This window comes from Phreatobacter sp. GW821-FHT04C01 (assembly GCF_059420385.1).
Genome location: NZ_JBWKTP010000001.1, coordinates 534,549 through 556,024 on the forward strand (window position 1 = coordinate 534,549; position 21,476 = coordinate 556,024).

Sequence of the window (21,476 nt, forward strand, 5' to 3'; positions counted from 1 at the left end):
CCCAGGGACAACGGTCCCGGGGCAGGTTTCATGTTGATCGTCTGTCCGTCCTGCGCGACGGCTTTCCGGGTAACCGCGACTGCGCTCGGCGATGCCGGGCGGCAGGTGCGCTGTGCCCGCTGTCGGACGGTCTGGCTGGCGACGCCCGACAGTGCCATAGCCGAGCCGGCGATCGCCCAGGCCGTGGCCGAGACCGGCTCCGCCGGCGCGGCCGATGAGACCACCGATGACGACTGGGGCGCGGCCTTCGCCGAGGAGGCGCGCGACAAGCCGGCATCGGAACCGGTCGACGTGCCGGCCGCCATGACGACGGTCACCGAATCGCCGCCGATCGCGCCCGACCGCCCGGCCGATCCCTTGCCGCCGCGTATCGACGTGAGCGCGCCACCGAGCCCGGCGAAACCGCGCGCCGCGCGCGCCGATATCGAATCGCGCGCCGCCCAGCGGCGCAAGCGCGCCTATGCGGCGCGGCCCGGGGGGACCGGCTGGCGCCTGCCGGTGCCGATGACCATCGTGCTGATCGGCATCGCCATCCTGGCGACCTTCTTCCTAGGCCGCGAGCAGGTGGTCCGCACGGTGCCCGACAGCGCCACCGTCTACGAGACCCTGGGCGTTCCGGTGAACCTGCGCGGCGTCGACTTCCAGGAGGTCAAGGGCGCCAACGAGATCGTCGACGGGGTGGTCGTGCTGGTGGTCGAGGGCAAGCTCGTCAATATCACCGCGCGGCCGATCGACCTGCCGCGGCTGCGGCTGGCGGTGCGCGACGCAACCGGCAAGGAAATCTACACCTGGACCGCGACGGCGCCGAAGCCGCAGCTCGGTCCGGGCGAGGCAGCGCCGTTCCGCTCGCGCCTGGCATCGCCACCGCCGGATGGCGCCACCGTCGAAGTGCGCTTCTTCACCCGCCAGGATGCCGGCGGGAGATGACGCGGCGATCAGGTCGCGCTAAGCCATGAACCTGTGATCGAGACTTTCCCTGCTGTCAGGATGCCCGGAGCCCCGTGATGGACCGTTCCAAGATTCGTGTGCTGTTTTCGGCCGAGGCGATTGCCGAGCGCCAGAAGGAGCTGGTGCGCGAGATCGCCGATACCCGCCCCGAGCGGCTTCTGGTCATCGCGGTGCTGAAGGGCAGCTTCGTTTTCGCCGCCGACCTGATCCGCGCGATGGATGCCGCCGGCATGGCGCCGGAAGTCGAGTTCATGTCGCTGTCGAGCTATCTCGAAGGCACGGTGTCGAGCGGCTCGGTGCGCATCCTGCACGATGTCGAAAGCCCGGTCGCCGACCGCGACGTGCTGCTGGTCGACGACATCCTGGAAAGCGGCCGGACGCTGACCTATGCCAAGGATCTCCTGAGCGCGCGTGGCGCCCGCAGCGTCAGGACCTGCGTGCTCCTGGAAAAGCCCGGCAAGCGCGCGGTCAACCTGCATGCCGACTATGTCGGTTTCATTTGCCCCGACGTGTTCGTGGTCGGCTACGGCATGGATGTCGCCCATGCCTGGCGGCAATTGCCTTTTGTCGGCGTGATCGAGGACTGATCCGGCGATGGCACGGGTACTGATCGCCGAAGACGACGAACCGGTCCGCAGCTTCGTCCGGCGCGCGCTCGAGATCGACGGTCACGTGGTGGTCGAAACCCGCGACGGCGCCGAGGCGCTCGAATGGCTCGAGCGCGACAAGGGCGCCTTCGACCTGCTGTTGACCGATATCCGCATGCCGCTGATGGACGGCATCGCGCTGGCGCTGGCGGCGGCGCCGCAATTTCCCGACCTCGTCATCCTGCTGATGACCGGTTACGCCGATCAGCGCGAACGCGCCCATGGGCTGGACGCGCTGATCCATGATGTGGTGACCAAGCCGTTTTCGCTGGCGGATATCAGGGCCAAGGTGGCCGAGGCGCTGGCGGCGGGGCCGAAACGGCCGGGCTGATACCGGCCGCCGGCGGTCGATCGTCCTCAGGCCTTGGCGGCCTTGGCCCGCGCCATGGCTTCCTCGATCAGCCTGCGCGCTTCCGCGGCATCGCCCCAGCCCTGGACCTTGACCCACTTGCCGGGCTCGAGATCCTTGTAGTGGGTGAAGAAATGCTCGATCTGCTGACGGGTGATTTCCGGCAGGTCGGTGGCCTCGTGGACATTCTCATAACGCCGGGTCAGCCGCGGCACGGGGACGGCCACGATCTTCTCGTCGCCGCCGGCCTCGTCGGTCATCTTCAGGACGCCGACCGGGCGGACCGCGACGATGGCGCCGGGCACGATGCCGCGCTGGTTGGCGATCAGCACGTCGCAGGGGTCGCCGTCCTCGGACAGGGTATGCGGAATGAAGCCGTAATTGCCGGGATAACGCATCGAGGTGTAGAGGAAGCGGTCGACCACCAGGGTGCCGGCCTCCTTGTCCATCTCATATTTGATCGGTTCCCCGCCCACCGGGACCTCGACGATCACATTGACCTCGTGGGGCGGGTTCTTACCAATCGAAACTGCATCGATACGCATCGGCGACGTTCTCCGGAAATTCGTGGCGCCTCGATAGCGGCATAGGCCCCTCGCCGGCAAGTGGGCGAAAGGCTAAAGACCATCGCGCCAGCGCGAATCGCGCGGCAAAACCGGGAAAAATTTAGCGAATCAGGCCGTCAGGCGGTCCAGCCGAAGGCCGTCTTGTCGAGTGAACGGGCGCCGAAGGTCTCCGACGAGCGGGCCACCGGCTTGCCGCCCATCGCCCGGTAGAAGGTCACCGCCGCGTCATTGTCGCTCAAGGCCCAGACCACCACGCTGTCCAGCCCATGGCCGACCAGATCCTTGCGGGCCGAGTGGAACAGTTTGCGGCCGAGCCCGAGGCCGATGAATTTGGGCCGCAGATAGAGCTCGTAGATCTCGCCGTCATAGGACAGCGCCTTGGCACGGTTGCGGCCGTAATTGGCGTAGCCGGCAACCTCGTCGCCGAAACCGAGAAGCGCGATGCGGTTGCCTTTGCGAATCGCCGATTCCCACCAGCCGGGTCCCCGGCGCGAGATGAGCTTTTCCAGCTCGGCACCGGGTATCAGGCCGCGATAGGCGGCCCGCCACGCCTCGTCATGCACCTCGGCAACGATCGGGGCGTCGGTTATGCGCGCAAGGCGGATTTCAGTGGTGACGGTCTTCATGGTGAAAAGAATGGAACCACGAAGGCAGGCTGGTCGCAACGGTTTCGTTAAGCTTTCGTCAACAGGTGTGATCAAAGGGTTAACGGCCGTCGCAAAGCGGGCCGGCCGGGCGCCAAAGAAAAAGCCCCGGCCGATGGCCGGGGCTCTCTCGATCGATCGGTCGGTGCGGACCGTCAGGTCTGCTGGATCGCCGTGACCTGCCAGGTGCCGCCATGCGGCCTGAGGAAGGTCCAGAGCTCGGTGACCTCTTCGCCGCGCGGATTGCCGCCGATGATACGGCCCGAGGCGCGCTCGAGCGTCACATCGGTCAGGCCGTAGCGCATGGCGACGGTGGCGTAGTCGCCGCTCGGCTCGCGCCAGGCTTCCGACAGGTCACCCTGCAGCAGCTTGACGTTGGAGATGCGGTTGACCGCGCCCTTGTCGGCATTGGCCTTCAGGTCCTCGGCGAAATAGGACACCATCTCGGGGGTGGCGACCGCACGCAGCGCGTTGAGGTCCTCACGCGAATAGGCGTCCTGCACCTCCTGGAGGCGGCGTTCGAACAGGTCGAAATCCGCACCGGTCACGCCGATCTTGTCGGACGGGGCCGCCGAAGGCGAGGCGACCGAACCACCGGCCATGCCGGGGATCGGGCCGTTCGGCAGCGGACCGGCGCCGCCCATGCGGGCATGGGCGGGCATCGGGCCACCGGCCTGCTGCTCACGCCGGCTGCGCAGGAAGCGCATGACCAGGAAGATCACGCCACCGATGAGGGCGATCTGGAACAGGAAGCCGACCATGCCCATGAGCGAGCCGAGGCCGCTCAGGAAGCCGCCGCCGGACAACAGCCCGAACAGGCCGGCGCCGAGGAAACCGGCGGCCAGGCCCATGCCGAGGCCGCCCCAGCGCGACCCTTGCGCGGCCGGCTGGTTGACCGGCGGGCGCTGGCCCATGGCCGGCTGCTGTGCGCCGGGCGCCGGCGTCGGCGCGGTCGTGCGCTGCATCGGCTGCGCCGTCGAGGGCGCCGTATTGGTGGAGGGCGGCGCGGAATAGGTGTTGCTGCCGCGGCTGCCCGAAGAGCGGCCGCCACCCGGCCGCGCATCGGCTGCCAGAACGCCCAGCATGAGAGCCACGGAAGCCACGGCGGTCATGCGGAAAAGGCTTTTCGTCGTCATCTGTCTCCCCACTGCGCGAGAAACGGGGTCTGCCCGCGCTTGACTCAACTTAGCGTGATATGGGGATCAGGTCGCTGCGGGACAATGACGCAGCGGTAATAACGAAAACCGGCGCCAGAACACTGGCGCCGGTTTCCAAATCTTTACAGAAGCTTAAGCTTTATCAGGCCGCGGCGGCCACAGCCGCTTCGGCGCGCTTCTTGGCGATGGTCGCCTTGAGCTGGCGCGCCTTGGGCGACAGGTCCTCGGCGCGAGCCTTGGCCAGGAAAGCGTCCAGACCACCATTGTGGTCGACCGAGCGCAGCGCGTGGGTCGTCACGCGCAGCGAAACGCTCTGGCCGAGCAGTTCGGAGGTGAAGGAGATGTTCTGCAGGTTCGGCAGGAAGCGGTGCTTCGTCTTGATGTTCGAGTGGCTGACCCGGTGGCCAACCAGAACACCCTTACCGGTGAGTTCACAACGACGCGACATCGGTCGGATCCTAAACACATGGCGACGGCATGCGCCGGCCGCGGGACAAAATGGTCCTTTTCGGAGAGGCGATCGGATAGTCACCCCGACCCGGTCTGTCAAGCAAAACCGGCACGGGGCTTGCTAAAACCGTTCGAGCCCGCTTGATCAGACCACCAGGAAGGAAGCCTTTCATGCCCATCGCCCGCGTTCATCGCCTGGCCGCCAGCGCTCCCGACGACGTTTCGGCACTGGAGGCGGCGATCCAGGCCGGCACCATCGACCCCGCCGGCATCCTGGCGATTTTCGGCAAGACCGAGGGCAATGGCTGCGTCAATGACTTCAGCCGCGGCTATGCCACGCAATCGCTGACCCTGGCGCTGGCCCGCCATGTCGGCGCCCAGCGTGCGGGCGAGGTCTGCTACGTCATGTCGGGCGGCACGGAAGGCGCCATGTCGCCGCACTGGACGGTGTTCGAGCGGGTCGAAGGCGAGGGCCTGGCGGGTCCGGCCCTGGCGATCGGCCGCGTCCACACCGCCATGCTGCCGGCCGAACAGCTCGGCCGGATGGGGCAGGTCGACCAGGTGGCCGAGGCCGTGCGCCTGGCGATGCGGCACGCGGCGATCGACGACCCGGCGGACGTCCATTTCGTCCAGGTCAAATGCCCGCTGCTGACCGCCGGCCGGATCGGCGCGGCGGAAGCCCGCGGCGCGACGGTCGCCGTGCGCGACACCCTGAAATCCATGGGCCTGTCGCGCGGCGCTTCCTCCCTGGGCATCGCGGTGGCGCTCGGCGAGATCCCGCGCGCGCGGCTGTCGGACGCGGTGATCGGCCGCGATTTCAGCCTGTGGTCGGCCAAGGCCAGCGCCTCGGCCGGGGTCGAACTCGACCATCACGAGGTGGTCGTGCTCGGCCGTTCGGCGGCCTGGTCGGGCCTTCTCACCATCGACCATACGGTGATGGCCGACGCGATCGACATCGAGCCGGTCCGGGCCGCGCTCGCCCGCGTCGGGCTTCAGGCGAACGGCCAGCTCGATCCGCGCCAGCGCGCCCATCTGGTCGCCTTGCTCGCCAAGGCCGAGGCGAGCCCGGACGGCACCTTGCGCGGCGAGCGTCATACCATGCTCGACGATTCCGACATCTCGTCGACCCGTCACGCCCGGGCCTATGTCGCCGGTGCGCTCGGCGGACTGGTGGGACGATCGACGCTCTATGTTTCGGGCGGCGCCGAGCATCAGGGGCCGCCCGGCGGCGGGCCGGTCGCCGTCATCGTCGAGCGCTGATCCGTCCCTCGCGCCGCGCCGCAATTGACCTTGCGCCCATTCGGGATGAACCTGCCTCGTCTTCAGGCAGGGGGTGATGATCATGACGGATCAGTCACAGGCCGGGCAAGGCGTCTGCCTGGTGGTCGGCGCCGGCGAGGGGGTCGGCAGCGCCATCGCCAGGGCTTTTGCCCGCGACGGGCTGACCGTCTGCCTGACCCGCCGGCCGCGCCATCTCGAGGCGTTGCAGCAGCTCTCCGCATCGATCCGCGCCGACGGCGGCCGGGCCCATGCCTTCGGCGTCGACGCCCGCGAAGAGACGGAGATGGTCGAACTGTTCGACCGGATCGAGGCCGAGATCGGACCGCTGGAGGTGGTCGTCTTCAATATCGGCGCCAATGTCTGGTTCCCGCTCGTTGAGACCACCACCCGCGTCTACACCAAGGTCTGGGAAATGGCGGCGCTCGCCGGCTTCCTGACCGGGCGCGAGGCGGCACGGGTGATGACGCCGCGCGGCCGCGGCACGGTGATCTTCACCGGCGCCACCGCCAGCCTGCGCGGCCGCGCGCAATTCTCGGCCTTTGCCGGCGCCAAGCACGGCCTGAGGGCGATGGCCCAGAGCATGGCCCGCGAGCTCGGCCCCAAGGGCCTGCATGTCGCCCATGTCGTCGTCGACGGCACCATTGACGGGACGTTCGCGCGCGGGCGCCTCGCCGATATCGAGGCGCGGCTGGCGCGCGACGAGATCCTCAAGCCCGACGAGATCGCCCGCAACTATGTCTGGCTGCACCATCAGGGGCGCTCGGCCTGGACCCATGAAATGGACCTCCGGCCCTGGACGGAAGCGTGGTGAGGCGATGACTGGCGAAGCCGCAAGGATGGTTGAATTCATCTTCGATTTCGGCAGCCCCAATGCCTATCTCGCCTGGCAGGTGCTGCCCGCTGTGGCCGCGCGCCACGGCGCGAGCGTCCGGCTGGTGCCCTGCCTGCTCGGCGGCCTCTTCAAGGCGACCAACAACCAGTCGCCGGTGCAGGCCTTCGCGCCGATCAAGGGCAAGCTCGCCTATGAGATGCTGGAGACCCGGCGTTTCGTCGCCCGGCACGGATTGCACAGGTTCCGGCTGAATCCGCATTTCCCGGTCAATACGCTGCTGATCATGCGCGGCCTGGTGGCGGCCGAGATGGCCGGCACGGCCGAACGTTATGTCGCGGTGGTGCTGGCGGCCATGTGGGAGAGCGGCGAGAAGATGGACGACCCCGCGGTGGTCCTGCGCGTCCTCGACACGGCCGGTCTCGACGGCGCGACCTTGCTGGCGCGGACCCAGGACGGCGACGTGAAGGCGAGGCTCGTCGCCAATACGGAAGCCGCGGTCGCGCGCGGCGTGTTCGGCATTCCCACCTTCTTCGTCGGCGACGAGATGTTCTTCGGCAAGGACCGGCTCGGCCAGGTCGAGGACGAGCTGGCGAAGCCGCTGCCATAGGCCGGCTTGACAGTCCCGCCGGCGGCCTCACACTCCAGGCTCAACACCTGCGCAAGCGGGGACAGGCCGGGCCAACCGGCCGAGGGGACGTTCCGGGAGGACGATCATGACGGCCGAGACCGGGGACGCCGGCGATGCGCCGCGCCGCTACCATGTCCGCGAGGCGGATGTACCGGGCTATCATCCCGCCAATCACACCGGCACCACCAATCGCCGCCTGATCGGACGCGAGACGGTCGGCGCCGAGACCGTCGAATTGCTGCTCGGCACGATCGAGAAGGGCAATGGCGCGCTGCCCCATGCCCATCCCGGCATCGACCAGGTCTGCTATCTCCTGGCCGGCACGGCGTGCGCCGAGGTCGACGGCCAGAGCTTCGACATGGCGCCCGGCGACAGCTGCTTCTTTCCAGCCGGGATGGAACACGTCTTCACGGTGACCAGCGAAACGCCGGTCCGCGTGCTGGTCATCTACACGCCGCCTTACGAAGAGAACCCGAACCGGGTCATCAGGCGCTGAGACCTGGGGAGGTTTCGATGCATGGGTCCATGATCGATCGCCGAGGCGCGATCGCCGGCCTCGCCGTGCTGGCGGCCGGCACAAGGCGCGCCCGTGCCGCTTTCCCGGATCGCCCGATCACGCTGATCGTCCCTTTCGCCGCCGGCAGCGGCACGGATACGGTGGCGCGCATCGTCGCCGAGCAATTGTCCGGCCGCCTCGGCCAGGGCGTGGTGGTGGAGAACCGGGCGGGCGCCAACGGCTCGGTGGCGGCAACCTTCGTCGCGCGCGCGCCGGCCGATGGCCACACGCTGTTCATGACCACCAACACCACCCATTCGGCCAATCCGAGCCTGATGAAGACGCTGACCTATGATCCGGTCGCCGATTTCGCGCCGGTCGCCCGGCTCGGCAACCTGCCCTTCATGCTGGTGGTCGATCCCAGGCTGCCGGCGAAATCGGTGGCCGAACTGGTCGCCCATGCCAAGGCCAATCCGGGCAAGCTGTCTTATGCCAGCGGCAATTCCACCGGCATCGTGGCCGGCGCGACATTCGCCCGGCGGGCCGGATTCGAGGCCTTGCACGTGCCGTTCCGCTCGACGCCGCCGGCCATCACCGAGATCCTGGCGGGCCGCATTTCCATGATGTTCGTCGATATCACGGCGGCGCTGACCCAGGTCCAGGCTGGCGCCATCCGGGCGCTCGCGGTCACCACCGCGGAACGATCGAAACTGCTGCCCGACCTGCCGTCGATGCAGGAGGCGGGCGTCGCGGAGTTCGACATCACCTCGTGGAACGGAGTGTTCGCGCCGGCCCGCACGCCGCCCGAGGTGGTCATCAGGCTGAACCGCGAGCTGCAGGCCATCGTTCATGACCGGGCGGTTGCCACCAAACTCGCCGGCGTCGGCTTCGACGCCTTTTCCGGACCGCCCGAGGAACTCGGCCTGTTCGTCAAGGCTCAGATCGACAATTGGGCGCGGATGATTCGCGACGCCGGAATTCAGCCGGAATAACGCGCTGCTCCGGCCGCACCGATCGGTCGGGCCCGCGAGGGCGGAGTTCGCGGGTCAGGACAAGCCCGTATCTCTCCTGATTGCCGTTAGGTGAACGGAATGGTCCACTCACGCCTGCGCGGCCGTCGGGGGCGTCGGACCGCTGCAGAGGATATGACTATGCGCATCCGAGGTCTCCTTGCGGCCGCGGGGCCGTTGGTTTTTGCAACGGCTTTGGCTTTTTCGCTCCCCCAATTCGCCCTTGCCCAAACGCCGGAGCCGGAGATCGTCGATCTGGCGCAGGGACCGGCGCAGCCCGTGCCGCGGCCGCAGCAGGGCCCGGCGGGTGCCCAGCCGCAGCGTCCGCCGGTCGCGCCGGCGCCGGCGCTGCCGCCGCTGCGCGCGTTCCAGCGCGACGACATGAACGAATTCGCGCGCAAGTTCGAGGCCTCGATCGCCAACAAGACCGCGACCGACACGCGGCCGATCCCCGACGTCAGGCGTGACGCCGACGCCGCCGCCGCGCGCAACGATTTCCGCGCCGCCGCCCGGTTCTGGGAGACCATCGCGCTGCGCTCGGCGCCCGATACCGCTCCGTGGGTGCGCTATTCCCAGGCGCTCGCCGGCGTGCGCTCGGACGACTGGCGCGAGCTGCAGCGGCTGCGTGAAGACACGGTCGGAGCCGCCTATCTCGCCTACCGGCGTTCGCAGAACCGCAACGAGGAAGCTTTCGCCCTGGCCCAACTGCGCCAGATCCTGATCTCGCGGCGCGAGTGGCGCCCGGCGATCGATGTGGCGCGCGCGGTGATGGAAGCGCGCGACACGCCGGAGGCGCGGGAGGCCTATACCCGGCTGCGTGACCAATACGGTTTCCGGCTGCGCGAAACCAAGATCGATTCCGACGGCATGCGCCCGCGCGCCTGTTTCGTCTTCTCGGAGAACCTGCGCAAGGGCCGTACCGATTTCGCGCCCTTCGTGCGCCAGACCGGCGTGCCCAACCCGCCGATCACGGTCGAGGACCGGCAGATCTGCGTCGACGGCCTGCGCCATGGCGAACGCTACACGTTCCAGCTGCTGCAGGGCCTGCCCTCCGAATTCCCCGGGGAGACGCTGACCCGCAATATCGACACCACGGTCTATGTCCGCGACCGCACGCCCTCCGTGCGCTTTACCGGGCGGGCCTATGTGCTGCCGCGTGCCGGCCAGCGCGGCCTGCCGGTGACCAGCGTCAACCTGGATTCGGTCGACGTGGAGATCATCCGGCTCGGCGATCGCTCGATCGCCCAGACGGTCGCCGAGGACTTCCCCAAGCCGCTCGAAGGCTACGAGATGCGCCAGCTCATCAGCGAGCGCGGCATGTCGGCCTGGAAGGGCACGCTGGCGGTGGAGAACCGGCTCAATGCCGACGTCACCACGGCCTTTCCGATCGACGAGGCGGTGCGTGCGCTCGAGCCCGGCGTCTATGTCGTCACCGCCAAGCCGACCAATCCGCAGCGGCGGCCGAACGACGACGACGATTCCGGGAACGGCATGGTGGCGCAGTGGTTCATCGTCTCGGACCTCGGCCTGACCGCGCTGTCGGGCGTCGACGGCGTCCATGGCTTCGTCCATTCGCTGAATTCGGCCAAGCCGCTCGCCGAGACCGAGGTGAGGCTCATCGCCCGCAACAACGAGGTGCTCGGCACCAAGCGCACCGATGCGAGCGGCCATGTCCGGTTCGAGCCGGGCCTGACGCGCGGCGAGGGCGGGCTGACGCCGGCATTGCTGGTCGCCACCACGCCCCAGGGCGACTATGCCTTCCTCAACCTGCGCCAGCCGGCCTTCGATCTCTCCGATCGCGGCGTCGCGGGCCGTGAGCTGAGCGGGCCGCTGGATGCCTTCCTGGTGCCGGAACGCGGCATCTATCGTCCGGGCGAAACCGTCTATCTGACCGCCCTGTTGCGCGACGGCAAGGGCGACGCGGTGACCGGCATGCCGTTGACGCTGATCGTCGAGCGGCCCGACGGCGTCGAATATCGCCGCATCGTCACCCAGGACCAGGGCGCCGGCGCGCGTGCCGTGCCGATCCCGATCAATTCGGCGGCGCCGACCGGCACCTGGCGCGTGCGCGCCATCACCGATCCGCGCAGCCCCACCGCCGGCGAGGTGCGCTTCATGGTCGAGGACTTCGTGCCCGACCGGATCGCTTTCGACCTGACGCCCGCCGCCCAGCGGCTGACCCGCGGCAACCCGTTCGGCGCGACCGTCGATGCCCGCTACCTGTTCGGCCTGCCGGGCGCCGATCTCGCCGTCGAGGGCGAGGTGGTCATGGAGACCACCACCGGCCTGCCCGACTTCCCCGGCTTCAATTTCGGCCTTGCCGAAGAAGAGGTGAAGCGCGACCGCGAGCCGCTGCCCGACGGCATCAAGACCGACGAGCGCGGCCAGGTGACGCTCGGCGCGGCCCTGCCCAAGATCGAGGACACCACACGGCCCCTGTCGGCCCGCCTGCAGGTGCGCGTCGCCGAGCCCGGCGGTCGGGCGGTCGAGCGCACCGCCACCTTGCCGGTGCTGCCGGGAACGCCGCTGATCGGCGTCAAGCCGCTGTTCGCGGATAACCGCGTCGCCGAGAACGAGACCGCGAGCTTCGAGGTCATCGGGGTTGCGAGCGACGGGCGCACCCGTACGCGCGGGCCGCTGACCTGGCAGGTGCTCAAGCTTGAGACGCGCTGGGTCTGGACCCGCGGCACCAGCGGCTGGGGCAGCCAGGCGATCGTCACGACGCGCCGGATTGCCGACGGCCAGGTCGAGACCACGACCGGCCAGGCCGGCCGCATCCAGGTGCCGGTGGCCTGGGGCCGCTATCGCCTGGAGGTGTCGGGCGGCGATCTCGCCGGGCCGATGACCACGGTCGTGTTCGAATCCGGCTATGGCGCCGGCGGCACCGCCGATACGCCCGACGTGCTGGAAATGAGCCTCGACAAGCCGTCCTACCGGACCGGCGACACCATGACCGTGTCGATCAATTCGCGCTTCGCCGGCACCGCGACGGTGGCGGTGCTGGGCGACCGGCTGCTCGCCGAGCAGACCGTCGAGGTGCCGCAGGGCCAGAGCAAGATCACCGTTCCGGTCGGCCAGAACTGGGGCGCCGGCGCCTATGCGACGGTGTTCGTGCGCCGGCCGCTCGACGTCGCCGCCTCGCGCATGCCGGGCCGGGCGATCGGGCTCGCCTGGTTCGGCGTCGACACCGCCGAGCGGCGGCTGCGCGTCAGCCTGGAGGCGCCCGAGAAGATCTCGCCGCGCGGCACCTTGCGGGTGCCGATCAAGGTGGAAGGGCTGCAGCCGGGCGACGAGGCGCGGGTGACGGTCGCCGCCGTCGATCTCGGCATTCTCACCGTGACCAATTACCAGGCGCCGAAGCCGGACGACTATTATCTCGGCCAGCGCCGGCTGTCGGCCGAAGTGCGCGATCTCTACGGCCTGCTGATCGACGGCATGTCGGCGGCGCGCGGCTCGATCCGCTCCGGCGGCGACGGCCCGTCCAACCGCTTCACCGGCGCACCGCCGGCGCAGCAGCCCCTGTCGCTGTTCTCGGGCATCCTGACGGTCGGCCCGGACGGCCGCGCCGAGGCGATGTTCGACATTCCCGACTTCAATGGCACGGTCCGGCTGATGGCCATGGCCTGGACCACGACCAAGCACGGATCGGCGTCGCGCGACGTCATTGCCCGGGATCCCGTCGTGGTGACGGCCACCTTGCCGCGGGTGCTCGGCCATGCCGATCGCGGCACGCTCCGGCTCGACCTGGTCAATGCCGAAGCGCCGGCCGGCGACTACCGGGTCACGGTGACGCCGGAGGGGCCGCTGCAGGTGGGCGGGGCGCCGTCGACGCTGAGGCTCGCCGCCAATGGCGGCCGCGGCGCGATCAGCGTGCCGCTTTCGGCCAATGGCCTCGGCATCGGCCGGCTCGGCGTCAGACTCACCGGGCCGAACGGGCTCGATGTGACGTCACGCTATTCGCTCGGCGTCCGCCCGGCGCTGCCCGATGTTTCGCGCCGGACGGTCATGACCATGAATCCGGGCGAGGCGGTCACGATCTCGCGCGATCTGGTCGGCGATCTCGTGCCCGGTTCGGCGCAGGTCGCCGTCTCGGTCAGCCCGTCGACCGCCATCGACGTGCCCGGCCTGCTGATGGCGCTCGACCGCTACCCCTATGGCTGCACCGAGCAGACGACCAGCCGGGCGCTGCCGCTGCTCTATCTCGACGTCTTGTCGGCCGCGGAAGGCGGTCTCGGCATGGAGACGCCGGTGGCCGAACGCATCAAGGATTCGATCGACCGCATCCTGGCGCGGCAGTCGGGCACCGGCTCGTTCGGGCTCTGGACCGCGGGCGCGAACGAGGACCCGTGGCTCGACGCCTATGTCACCGACTTCCTGCTGCGCGCCCGCGAAAAGGGCTATGGCGTGCCCAACCAGGCCTTCCAGTCGGCGATCGACCGGCTGCGCACGCTGGTGGTCTCGACCAATGGCGTCGGCGACAACAAGGGCATGGACCTGGCTTACGCGCATTATGTGCTGGCGCGCGCCGGCCGCGGCTCGCTGTCGGAACTGCGCTGGCTGGCCGATACCCAGCTCGGTGAAATCGGCACGCCGGTGGCGCGCGGCCAGCTCGGCGCGGCGCTCGCTCTGATGGGCGATACGGGCCGGGCCGAGCGGGTGTTCACCTCGGCGGTCGCCCTGCTGCGCGACGGCAGGCAGACCGATCTCGGCCGCTTCGACTATGGCTCGCGCCTGCGCGACGCGGCGGCCGTGATGGCGCTCGGCACGGAAGCCCGGCTGACCCAGCGCATCGTCGCCGATGCCCAGCGGGTGGTCGAGGACCTCCGCGGCCGGACGCGCTACCTGTCGACCCAGGAAAAGGTCTGGCTGGTGCTCGCCGCCCAGGCGCTCATCGAGGACGCGAAGCGGATCTCGCTCGACGTCGGCGGCACGGCGCATCAAGGCGCGCTCGCCCGCACCCTGCGCTCGGCCGAGGTCAATGACGGCCTGGCCCTGCGCAATACCGGGCCGGAGGCGGTGCGCGCCGTGGTCACCGCCACCGGCACGCCGGTGACGGCCGAGCCGGCGGCGGCCAATGGCTTCACCTTGCAGCGCCGCTACATGGGGCTGGACGGCCGGCCGGCCGACATCGCGCGGGTGGCCCAGGGCACCCGGCTGGTGGTCGTGCTCAACGTCACCGAGGCGGTGCCGCAGCTCGGCCAGATCATGCTGGTCGACCGGCTGCCGGCGGGTTTCGAGATCGACAATCCGAGCCTGGTCGCCAGTGCCGAGACCTCGGCCCTGCGCTGGCTCCAGCCGGAATCGGTGCAGCCGGACTACAAGGCTTTCCGCGACGACCGGTTCATGGCGGCCTATAGCCGCTCCGGCGGCGCCAAGGCGAGCTGGCAGGTGGCCTATATGATCCGCGCGGTGACGCCGGGGCGCTATGTGGTGCCGCCGGCCACCATCGAGGACATGTACCGGCCGGAGCGTTCGGCGCGCACCGCGGCCGGCCAGGCCGAGGTGACGGGCGGCACGCCGTGACCAAGCGGATCATCCGCTGGCGCCGCCTTCTGGCGTTCGCCGGCGGCGGGACCGTCCTGGCCGGCCTCGCGGGAGGCATGCTGTTCTGGCAGGCGGGGGCGGGCCCCGACGGCTCCGCCACGCCGTTCTCGCGCGAGGTGGTCGACCGCAACGGCCGGCTGCTCCGGCCGTTCCAGACCGATGACGACATGTGGCGTTTCCCGGGCGCTGTGGCCGATGTCGATCCCCTGTTCCTGCGCATGCTCAAGGCCTATGAGGACCGGCGGTTCGAGCGCCATCCGGGGGTCGACCCGATGGCGCTCATGCGCGCCGCCGGCCAGTGGCTGAGCAATGGCCGCATCGTGTCGGGCGGCTCGACGCTCGCCATGCAGGTCGCCCGGCTGATCGACAAGCGCGAGGACGGCCGGTCGCTGGCGGTGAAGCTGCGCGAGATGGCCCGGGCGATCCGCCTGCAACGCGAGCTCGGCCCGGAGCGCGTGCTCGATCTCTATCTGTCGCTCGCCCCCTATGGCGGCAATGTCGAAGGCGTGCGCGCCGCTTCGCTCGCCTATTTCGGCAAGGAGCCGCGCCGGCTGTCGCCGGGCGAGGCGGCCCTGCTGGTGGCGCTGCCGCAGGCGCCGGAGACGCGCCGGCCCGACCGTTTCGCCGATCGGGCGAGGCGGGCGCGCGACCGGGTGCTCGACCGCATGCTGCTCGCCGGCGTGCTCAAGCCGGAACAGGTCGAGGCCGGCAAGGCCGAGCGGATGCCGACGCTGCGCCGGCCGATGCCGGCTTTTGCCTGGCATGCCGCGGCCGAGGCGGTGGCCGCCGAGCCGTCGCGCCGGGTCCATCGCATGACCTTCGACCGGGGCTACCAGGAAACGCTGGAGGCCCTGCTGCGCGAGCGGGTGCGCGCCGTCGGCGCCAAGCTATCGGGCGCGCTTGTCGCGATCGACCACAGGACCGGCGAAGTGATCGCCCGGATCGGCGCCGCCGATCCGCTCGACAGCGAGCGCCAGGGCGCGGTCGACATGACCCGGGCGGTCCGCTCGCCCGGCTCGACCTTGAAGCCGTTCATCTATGCGCTCGCCTATGAGGCGGGCCTGGCCCATCCCGAGACCCTGATCGAGGACCGGCCCTGGCGTTTCGGCAGCTATGCGCCGGTCAATTTCGATCGCGGCTACCAGGGCACGGTGTCGACCCGCGCCGCGCTGCAAATGTCGCTCAACGTGCCTGCCGTGGCGCTGCTCGAAGCGGTCGGGCCGCAGCGCTTCTTCTCGCGGCTGGAGCAGGCCGGCGTCAGGCCGGTGCTGCCGCGCGGCGAGGTGCCGGGGCTGGCGGTCGGGCTCGGCGGCGTCGGGTTGAGACTGAACGACCTGGCCGCGCTTTATGCCGGCCTCGCCCGGCTCGGCGACATGCCGGCGCTGATCGAGCGCCGCGACATGCCGGCGCCGGTGGCGCCGCGACCGCTGACCGAAGAGGCGGCGGCCTGGGCGGTCGGCGACATCCTCACCGATGCGCCGGCGCCGGAAGCAGCGCTTGCCGGCCGCTATGCCTTCAAGACCGGCACCTCCTATGGCTTCCGCGACGCCTGGGCGATCGGCTTCGACGGCCAGCGCACGATTGCCGTCTGGGTCGGCCGCCCCGATGGTTCATCCGTGCCGGGCATCACCGGGCGCACCGCGGCGGCGCCGATCCTGTTCGACGCCTTCGCCCGTCTCGGCGCCTATGCCGCGCTGCCGGGCCGGCCGGCCTCGGTCGCCGCCCTCAGCAACGGGCAATTGCCGCCGCCCTTGCGCCGCTTTGGTCCAGCCCGCGAAGCGGCAGGCGACACGCGCGACCTGAAGATCGCCTTCCCGCCCGACGGCGTGCGCATCGACCTGGGCGCCGCGACCGGCACGATGGAGCCGCTGGCGGTCCGGGCGACCGGCGGCAAGCCACCCTTCACCGTGCTGCTCGACGGGCGGCCGGTGGCCCGCTTCGGCGCGCAACGCCAGTCGAATGTCGCGCCCGACGGTCCTGGCTTCACCACCTTGTCGGTGATCGATGCCGAGGGTCGCAATGCCAGCGTGACAGTCAGGGTGGAGTAGGCGCGGCGCGGGGGCGCGGCGCCGTCGCGATCGGCAGGCCGGCGACCCAGGCGCCGACCATTACCTTCAGTCCGCGCGCGATGACGTCGTCCGGCGTCGAGCCGAGCTTTTCCTCCAGTCCGATCGAGACGATGCCGTGCACGGCCGAGAACAGCGTGCGCGCCAGCGATTGCCTGGCCTGGCCGTCGAGATGCGGCAGCAGGGTGGCCAGCGGCTCCTCGATATGGCGGAACAGCCGGCCGACCAGGCCGAGATACCATTCCGGCGGCATCGTGCCGTCGGGCACCTGATGGGCGAAGACGGCGCGCCAATGGCGGCTGTCGGCCCGCGAGAAGCGGTGATAGCCGAGCGCCAGGGCCTGCATGGCGGCCTGCGGGTCGCCGGGTGGCCCGCCGGCGCCGGCGAGCGCCGCGTCCAGGCGCTTCAGGGTGCGGGCGTTGACCTCGTAGATCAGCGCGTCGAGGTCGGGAAAGACATTGTAGATGGCGCCGACCGCGCAACCCACGGCCTCGGCGAGCGCCCGCGCCTTGAGGGCCGACAGGCCGTCGCGGCCGATCGCCTCGTCGGCGGCGTCGATCAGCGCGTCACGCAGTTTCGCGCGTCGTTCCACGATGTCCATCAGGCTCGTCCCAATTCCTTGCCGGCCCGTCGGCCGGTTGCCGAAGAAATTTTTGAACGTTGTTCAAAAATCGCTTGAACAACGTTCACGGCGCTGCTACACCCATCCCGTGAACAACGTTCATAGCCAGGGAGAGCCAAATGTTCAAGGTGATGATGACCCTGATCCGCGGTCGCGGCCATGAAGCCGCGGAGGCGCTCGCCGATCGCCATGCGCTGACCATTCTCGACCAGCAGATGCGTGACGCGGCTGCCGGCCTCGATCTCGCCCGGCGGGCGCTGGCGGTGGCGATCGCCTCCGATCTGACCGAGGCGAAGCGGATCGCGACCATCGAAAAGCGTCTCGCCGACCTGGAGGATCGCGCGATGGCCGCGCTCCAGGGGGGCCGTGAAGACCTGGCGAGCCAGGCGGCCGAGGCGATCGCCAGTTTGGAGGCCGACCGGATGTCGGGCTGCGAGGCGCGCAAGGCCTTCGCGACCGAGATCTCCAGGTTGAAGCGCGACGTCGCGGGGGCCGAAGGCCGGTTCGCCGACCTCGAGCGCGGCCGCCGGATCGCCCGGGCCGTCGAGGCGGTGCGCCGCCTGCGCAATGGCCCGGCGGGACAGCCGGCAAGCGATGGTGCGTTGGCTGAGGCCGAGGCGACCTTGGCCAGGCTGCGCGCCAAGCAGGCCGAAAGCGAAGCGGCGGCGAACGCGCTCGAAGCGCTGAACAGCGCCGCCCTCTCGACCAATATTGCCGAGGTTCTGGCCGTCGCCGGCTTTGGCGCCAAGCCGAGGCCCGGTGCCGACGACATTCTCAACCGTCTGAAGATGAGGGCCGCGGCCTCGCGCATGACGGGTTGAGCCGCGCCGCCCCCGTACCATTTCATCCCTCGCATCAGCTCCAACTGGAAGGAAACAGACTGTGCGCAACAATCAGTCCCATTCTGCCGCCTGGGTGAATTTCACTTATCTGTCCTTTGGCGTTTCGCTGTTCCTGGTCGCCGCCGGGGTGTTCTTCATGCCGGTCGACATCTGGATCAAAGGCTATCTAGGCATGGGCGTCGCCCTGCTGCTGCAGTCGGCGATCACGCTGACCAAGACCATGCGCGACGTTCACGAGGCCGATCGGCTGGTCAACCGCATCGAGGACGCCAAGACCGAACGCCTGCTGATGGACGTCCAGCGCCCGACGGATTGAGCCGGCGACCATCCCGGGACATGGCGGCGGCCGAGCAATTCTCGCCAATACAGGGGGCGCGCCGATCGGCTAGCTGCCCGCTCGGCCATCAGAACCGCAAGAGCCCAAAGAACCGCAAGAGCCCATGTCCCATTCGTTTTATCACGACCATCCCGACATCCTGTCGCTCGAGACCAGCGTCGTCGACGCGCAGCCCGGCCGGATCGCCCTGGCGCAATCGCCGTTTTTTGCCGGCGGCGGCGGCCAGATGGCCGATCGGGGAACCCTTCGCTGGGCCGGCGGCGAAACCAAGGTCGCGGGTTTCGAGACCGTGTCGGGACGCAGCTGGATCCTGCTAGCCGATCCGGTGACACCCGACGGCCTGGTCGAGGCGGTGGTCGACCCGGTGTTCCGGCAGATGATGCGCGAATTGCATACCGGCACGCATCTGCTCAACGCCTTCGTCTACCAGCTGTTCGACGGCGCGCTGGTGACCGGCGTGCAGATGAACGATGACGGCACCGCGCGCATGGATTTCGATTTGCCGGATGCCGACAATGAGCGGCTTCGGCTGCTCGACGGGCCGATCAACGATGCGATCCGGCAGGACCTGACGGTCACCGACAGCTATATGCCGCTCGAGGCCGTGCTGAACGAGCACGGCCTGATCCGCACCCGCTCGGCGGCGCCGCCGCCGACCGCCGACGGCCAGATCCGGATCGTCGAGATCGCCGGCCTCGACCGCCAGGCCTGCGGCGGCACGCATCTCGGCTCGACCGGCGGGTCGCGGCCGGTCAAGGTCCTGAAGATCGACAACAAGGGCCGGCATAACCGGCGAGTGAAGATGGGTCTCGCCGGATTGGCGCCGGGGACCTGACAGCCTGGCGTCGGGCTGCTTTCATGTCCCGGCATGGTCGGGCGGGGGCCTGCTCGGCAGGAGGATGATATGGCCAGGGGTTATTGGGTGGTGCGCGTCGATATTCACGACGCGGAAGCCTACAAGGCCTATGTCGCGGCCAACGGACCGGCGCTCGCCCGGTTCGGCGGGCGGTTTCTGGTGCGTGCGGGGCGATCGGAGGTGGTCGAGGGGACGGCGCGGCAACGCAATGTCGTGCTCGAATTCCCCTCCTATGAAGCAGCCGTCGCCTGCTGGCATTCACCCGAATACCAGGCGGTGCTGAAGCTCAGGACGGCGGCCTCGACCGCCGACCTCGTCATTTTCGAAGGCTATGACGGCGCGCAGCCCGGCTGACCGGAACGGCCGGATGATCCGGCGGATATCGGCCCGGACAGCGGCTCACAGCCGGCGCCCGAGCCGCTTTTCGACCTCGCGCCGCTCCCAGTCGCCGTTCAGGAAGGGGACTTTGTCGAAGGCCTTCAGCCCGTGCGAGGCAAGGCCGAGGCCCCAGCCGAGGGCGACCCAGCCGACCCATAGATAGCGCGGCGTCGTCCAGAGATTGATGATCGTCAGGAACGCGAGCGTCAGCACGTATTGGACGAGGTGCAGATAGAAAGCCTTGATCTTCCTGACGCGCAGGAGAACGAGGGCTTCGTCTTCGCCGACGGCCTGTTCGCCGCCGGTCTGTTCGAGATGGGGCAGGTTCGGGATGGCGGGCATGTCGGGGCTCCTCAAGGTGTTGAAATCCACCTCGAAGACCGCCGCCAGGCTCTTCAGCGTTTCCGTGCTCGCCGGCTGGCCGCGCTCGATCCTTTGAATCGTGCGCACGCTCAGGCCGCTGAGCACGGCGAGCTGCTCCTGCGACCAGCCGCGCTGCACTCTGAGTTTCTGGACGAGAATGGTGGGGTCTTCGATCATGGCCCGCCGATCACATGCCGAACGGCCGGCGGGCGCCACGTCACGGCCCCGCCAGCGCCCCGACATTTACCCGACAGTCGGGTTGTCGTCTGCCGTCAGTAGACGACGACCGACCGGATCGACTTGCCTTCATGCATGAGATCGAAGGCGGTGTTGATCTCGTCGAGCGGCATGGTGTGGGTGATCAGGCTGTCGATGTCGATCTTGCCCTCCATGTACCAGTCGACGATCTTCGGCACGTCGGTCCGGCCGCGGGCGCCGCCGAAGGCCGAACCCTTCCAGACCCGGCCGGTGACCAGCTGGAACGGCCGGGTCGAGATTTCCGTGCCCGAGGGCGCCACGCCGATGATGATGCTCTCGCCCCAGCCGCGGTGGCAGCATTCCAGCGCCTGACGCATGGTGTGGACGCTGCCGATGCATTCGAACGAGAAATCAGCGCCGCCGCCGGTCAGGTCGACGATCGCCTGGACCACCTTGTCGCGGCCGACCTCGTCGGGATTGACGAAATGGGTCATGCCGAATTTCTCGGCCATGGCGCGCTTGCCGGGGTTGAGGTCGACACCGATGATCTTGTCGGCGCCGACCATGCGGGCACCCTGGATGACGTTGAGCCCGATGCCGCCGAGCCCGAACACCACGACATTGGCGCCGGGCCAGACCTTGGCCGTGTAGATCACCGCGCCGATGCCGGTGGTGACGCCGCAGCCGATATAGCAGATCTTGTCGAAGGGGGCGTCCTCACGGACCTTGGCGAGCGCGATCTCCGGCAGCACGGTGAAATTGGCGAAGGTCGAGCAGCCCATATAGTGGAACACCTCGCCGCCGTCGCAGGAGAAGCGGCTGGTATTGTCGGGCATCAGGCCCTGGCCCTGGGTGGCGCGGATCGAGGTGCACAGGTTCGAGCGCTGCGACAGGCAGGTTTTGCACTGCCGGCATTCGGGCGTGTAGAGCGGGATGACGTGGTCGCCGACCTTCAGCGTGGTCACGCCGGCGCCGATCTCGCGTACGATGCCGGCGCCCTCATGGCCGAGAATGGCCGGGAACTTGCCCTCGGAATCGAGCCCCGACAGGGTATAGGCGTCGGTGTGGCAGACGCCGGTGGCCATCACCTCGACCAGCACTTCGCCGGGCTTCGGGCCCTGGATGTCGATGGTTTCGATGGTCAGGGGCTTGCCGGCCTCCCAGGCGACGGCGGCACGTGTCTTCATCGAGTGGTCCTTTCAGGGCGCATGGGTCGGGCGACCGGCGCACGATAAGGCGTCGGTCCGCGCCGGGCTAGCCGC

At 69.2% G+C, this 21,476-nt stretch carries 21 protein-coding genes; 14 read left to right on the forward strand and 7 right to left on the reverse strand.

Annotated features, from left to right (window positions below; genetic code table 11):
- The first annotated feature begins 30 nt into the window (after window positions 1-30).
- From AC07WJ_RS02465 to AC07WJ_RS02475, 3 genes are all read left to right on the forward strand, one after another.
- Window positions 31-927 (forward strand): MJ0042-type zinc finger domain-containing protein, encoded by an 897-nt coding sequence (locus tag AC07WJ_RS02465; protein WP_494932943.1) that lies wholly within the window; start codon window positions 31-33, stop codon window positions 925-927.
- A gap of 77 nt (window positions 928-1,004) precedes the next feature.
- Window positions 1,005-1,535 carry a hypoxanthine phosphoribosyltransferase gene (gene hpt / locus AC07WJ_RS02470; RefSeq protein WP_494932944.1) on the forward strand — a complete coding sequence of 177 codons (531 nt, stop codon included), beginning with the start codon at window positions 1,005-1,007 and terminating at the stop codon, window positions 1,533-1,535.
- 7 nt (window positions 1,536-1,542) lie between these two features.
- The gene (locus tag AC07WJ_RS02475; protein WP_494932945.1) at window positions 1,543-1,926 is read left to right on the forward strand and encodes a response regulator; all 384 of its coding nucleotides are present in this window, start codon (window positions 1,543-1,545) and stop codon (window positions 1,924-1,926) included.
- A 26-nt stretch (window positions 1,927-1,952) separates the two neighbouring features.
- Here the strand turns inward: AC07WJ_RS02475 and ppa are convergent, their stop codons facing one another.
- The 4 genes from ppa to rpmB form a co-directional block, all read right to left on the reverse strand.
- Window positions 1,953-2,489, reverse strand: coding sequence for an inorganic diphosphatase (gene ppa / locus AC07WJ_RS02480; RefSeq protein ID WP_494932946.1), 537 nt, complete (start codon window positions 2,487-2,489; stop codon window positions 1,953-1,955).
- 137 nt (window positions 2,490-2,626) lie between these two features.
- Window positions 2,627-3,136 carry a GNAT family N-acetyltransferase gene (locus AC07WJ_RS02485; protein ID WP_494932947.1) on the reverse strand — a complete coding sequence of 170 codons (510 nt, stop codon included), beginning with the start codon at window positions 3,134-3,136 and terminating at the stop codon, window positions 2,627-2,629.
- Between the two features lie 173 nt (window positions 3,137-3,309).
- Window positions 3,310-4,290: a TIM44-like domain-containing protein gene (locus AC07WJ_RS02490; protein ID WP_494932948.1), complete on the reverse strand. Its 981-nt coding sequence runs from the start codon at window positions 4,288-4,290 to the stop codon at window positions 3,310-3,312.
- A gap of 163 nt (window positions 4,291-4,453) precedes the next feature.
- Window positions 4,454-4,759, reverse strand: a complete 306-nt coding sequence (gene rpmB / locus AC07WJ_RS02495; protein WP_494932949.1) for a 50S ribosomal protein L28 — start codon at window positions 4,757-4,759, stop codon at window positions 4,454-4,456.
- A gap of 173 nt (window positions 4,760-4,932) precedes the next feature.
- Here rpmB and atzD point away from each other — a divergent pair, with 173 nt between their 5' ends.
- The 7 genes from atzD to pbpC all read left to right on the forward strand — a co-directional run bounded on the left by atzD (window position 4,933) and on the right by pbpC (window position 16,600).
- Window positions 4,933-6,021 carry a cyanuric acid amidohydrolase gene (atzD, locus tag AC07WJ_RS02500; protein ID WP_494932950.1) on the forward strand — a complete coding sequence of 363 codons (1,089 nt, stop codon included), beginning with the start codon at window positions 4,933-4,935 and terminating at the stop codon, window positions 6,019-6,021.
- Window positions 6,022-6,103: 82 nt separating this feature from the next.
- Complete coding sequence (locus AC07WJ_RS02505; RefSeq protein ID WP_494932951.1) at window positions 6,104-6,853, forward strand: SDR family oxidoreductase; 750 nt, start codon at window positions 6,104-6,106, stop codon at window positions 6,851-6,853.
- A 25-nt stretch (window positions 6,854-6,878) separates the two neighbouring features.
- Window positions 6,879-7,481 carry a 2-hydroxychromene-2-carboxylate isomerase gene (locus AC07WJ_RS02510; RefSeq protein WP_494932952.1) on the forward strand — a complete coding sequence of 201 codons (603 nt, stop codon included), beginning with the start codon at window positions 6,879-6,881 and terminating at the stop codon, window positions 7,479-7,481.
- 106 nt (window positions 7,482-7,587) lie between these two features.
- Window positions 7,588-7,998, forward strand: coding sequence for a cupin domain-containing protein (locus AC07WJ_RS02515; RefSeq protein WP_494932953.1), 411 nt, complete (start codon window positions 7,588-7,590; stop codon window positions 7,996-7,998).
- Window positions 7,999-8,027: 29 nt separating this feature from the next.
- Window positions 8,028-8,990, forward strand: a complete 963-nt coding sequence (locus AC07WJ_RS02520) for a Bug family tripartite tricarboxylate transporter substrate binding protein (protein WP_494932954.1) — start codon at window positions 8,028-8,030, stop codon at window positions 8,988-8,990.
- Between the two features lie 213 nt (window positions 8,991-9,203).
- Window positions 9,204-14,531, forward strand: a complete 5,328-nt coding sequence (locus AC07WJ_RS02525) for an alpha-2-macroglobulin family protein (protein ID WP_494932955.1) — start codon at window positions 9,204-9,206, stop codon at window positions 14,529-14,531.
- Complete coding sequence (gene pbpC, locus AC07WJ_RS02530) at window positions 14,528-16,600, forward strand: penicillin-binding protein 1C (RefSeq protein ID WP_494932956.1); 2,073 nt, start codon at window positions 14,528-14,530, stop codon at window positions 16,598-16,600. Before AC07WJ_RS02525 ends, pbpC begins: the two co-directional genes overlap by 4 nt.
- On the opposite strand, the gene AC07WJ_RS02535 is transcribed toward pbpC, so the two are convergent.
- The gene (locus tag AC07WJ_RS02535) at window positions 16,587-17,219 is read right to left on the reverse strand and encodes a TetR/AcrR family transcriptional regulator (RefSeq protein ID WP_494932957.1); all 633 of its coding nucleotides are present in this window, start codon (window positions 17,217-17,219) and stop codon (window positions 16,587-16,589) included. The two genes, pbpC and AC07WJ_RS02535, sit on opposite strands and share 14 nt — an antisense overlap.
- A 140-nt stretch (window positions 17,220-17,359) precedes the next feature.
- Here AC07WJ_RS02535 and AC07WJ_RS02540 point away from each other — a divergent pair, with 140 nt between their 5' ends.
- The 4 genes from AC07WJ_RS02540 (at window position 17,360) to AC07WJ_RS02555 (ending at window position 19,629) form a co-directional block, all read left to right on the forward strand.
- Window positions 17,360-18,061 (forward strand): PspA/IM30 family protein, encoded by a 702-nt coding sequence (locus AC07WJ_RS02540; RefSeq protein WP_494932958.1) that lies wholly within the window; start codon window positions 17,360-17,362, stop codon window positions 18,059-18,061.
- Window positions 18,062-18,122: 61 nt separating this feature from the next.
- Complete coding sequence (locus tag AC07WJ_RS02545) at window positions 18,123-18,398, forward strand: YiaA/YiaB family inner membrane protein (RefSeq protein ID WP_494932959.1); 276 nt, start codon at window positions 18,123-18,125, stop codon at window positions 18,396-18,398.
- Window positions 18,399-18,522: 124 nt separating this feature from the next.
- Window positions 18,523-19,254, forward strand: a complete 732-nt coding sequence (locus tag AC07WJ_RS02550; protein ID WP_494932960.1) for an alanyl-tRNA editing protein — start codon at window positions 18,523-18,525, stop codon at window positions 19,252-19,254.
- A gap of 69 nt (window positions 19,255-19,323) precedes the next feature.
- On the forward strand, window positions 19,324-19,629 hold the full coding sequence (locus tag AC07WJ_RS02555; protein WP_494932961.1) for a DUF1330 domain-containing protein: 306 nt from the start codon (window positions 19,324-19,326) through the stop codon (window positions 19,627-19,629).
- Window positions 19,630-19,674: 45 nt separating this feature from the next.
- Here the strand turns inward: AC07WJ_RS02555 and AC07WJ_RS02560 are convergent, their stop codons facing one another.
- Together AC07WJ_RS02560 and AC07WJ_RS02565 are read right to left on the reverse strand one after the other, a co-directional pair.
- Window positions 19,675-20,193 carry a 2TM domain-containing protein gene (locus AC07WJ_RS02560; RefSeq protein WP_494932962.1) on the reverse strand — a complete coding sequence of 173 codons (519 nt, stop codon included), beginning with the start codon at window positions 20,191-20,193 and terminating at the stop codon, window positions 19,675-19,677.
- Window positions 20,194-20,288: 95 nt separating this feature from the next.
- Window positions 20,289-21,401, reverse strand: a complete 1,113-nt coding sequence (locus tag AC07WJ_RS02565) for an S-(hydroxymethyl)glutathione dehydrogenase/class III alcohol dehydrogenase (protein ID WP_494932963.1) — start codon at window positions 21,399-21,401, stop codon at window positions 20,289-20,291.
- Between the last annotated feature and the right edge of the window lie 75 nt (window positions 21,402-21,476).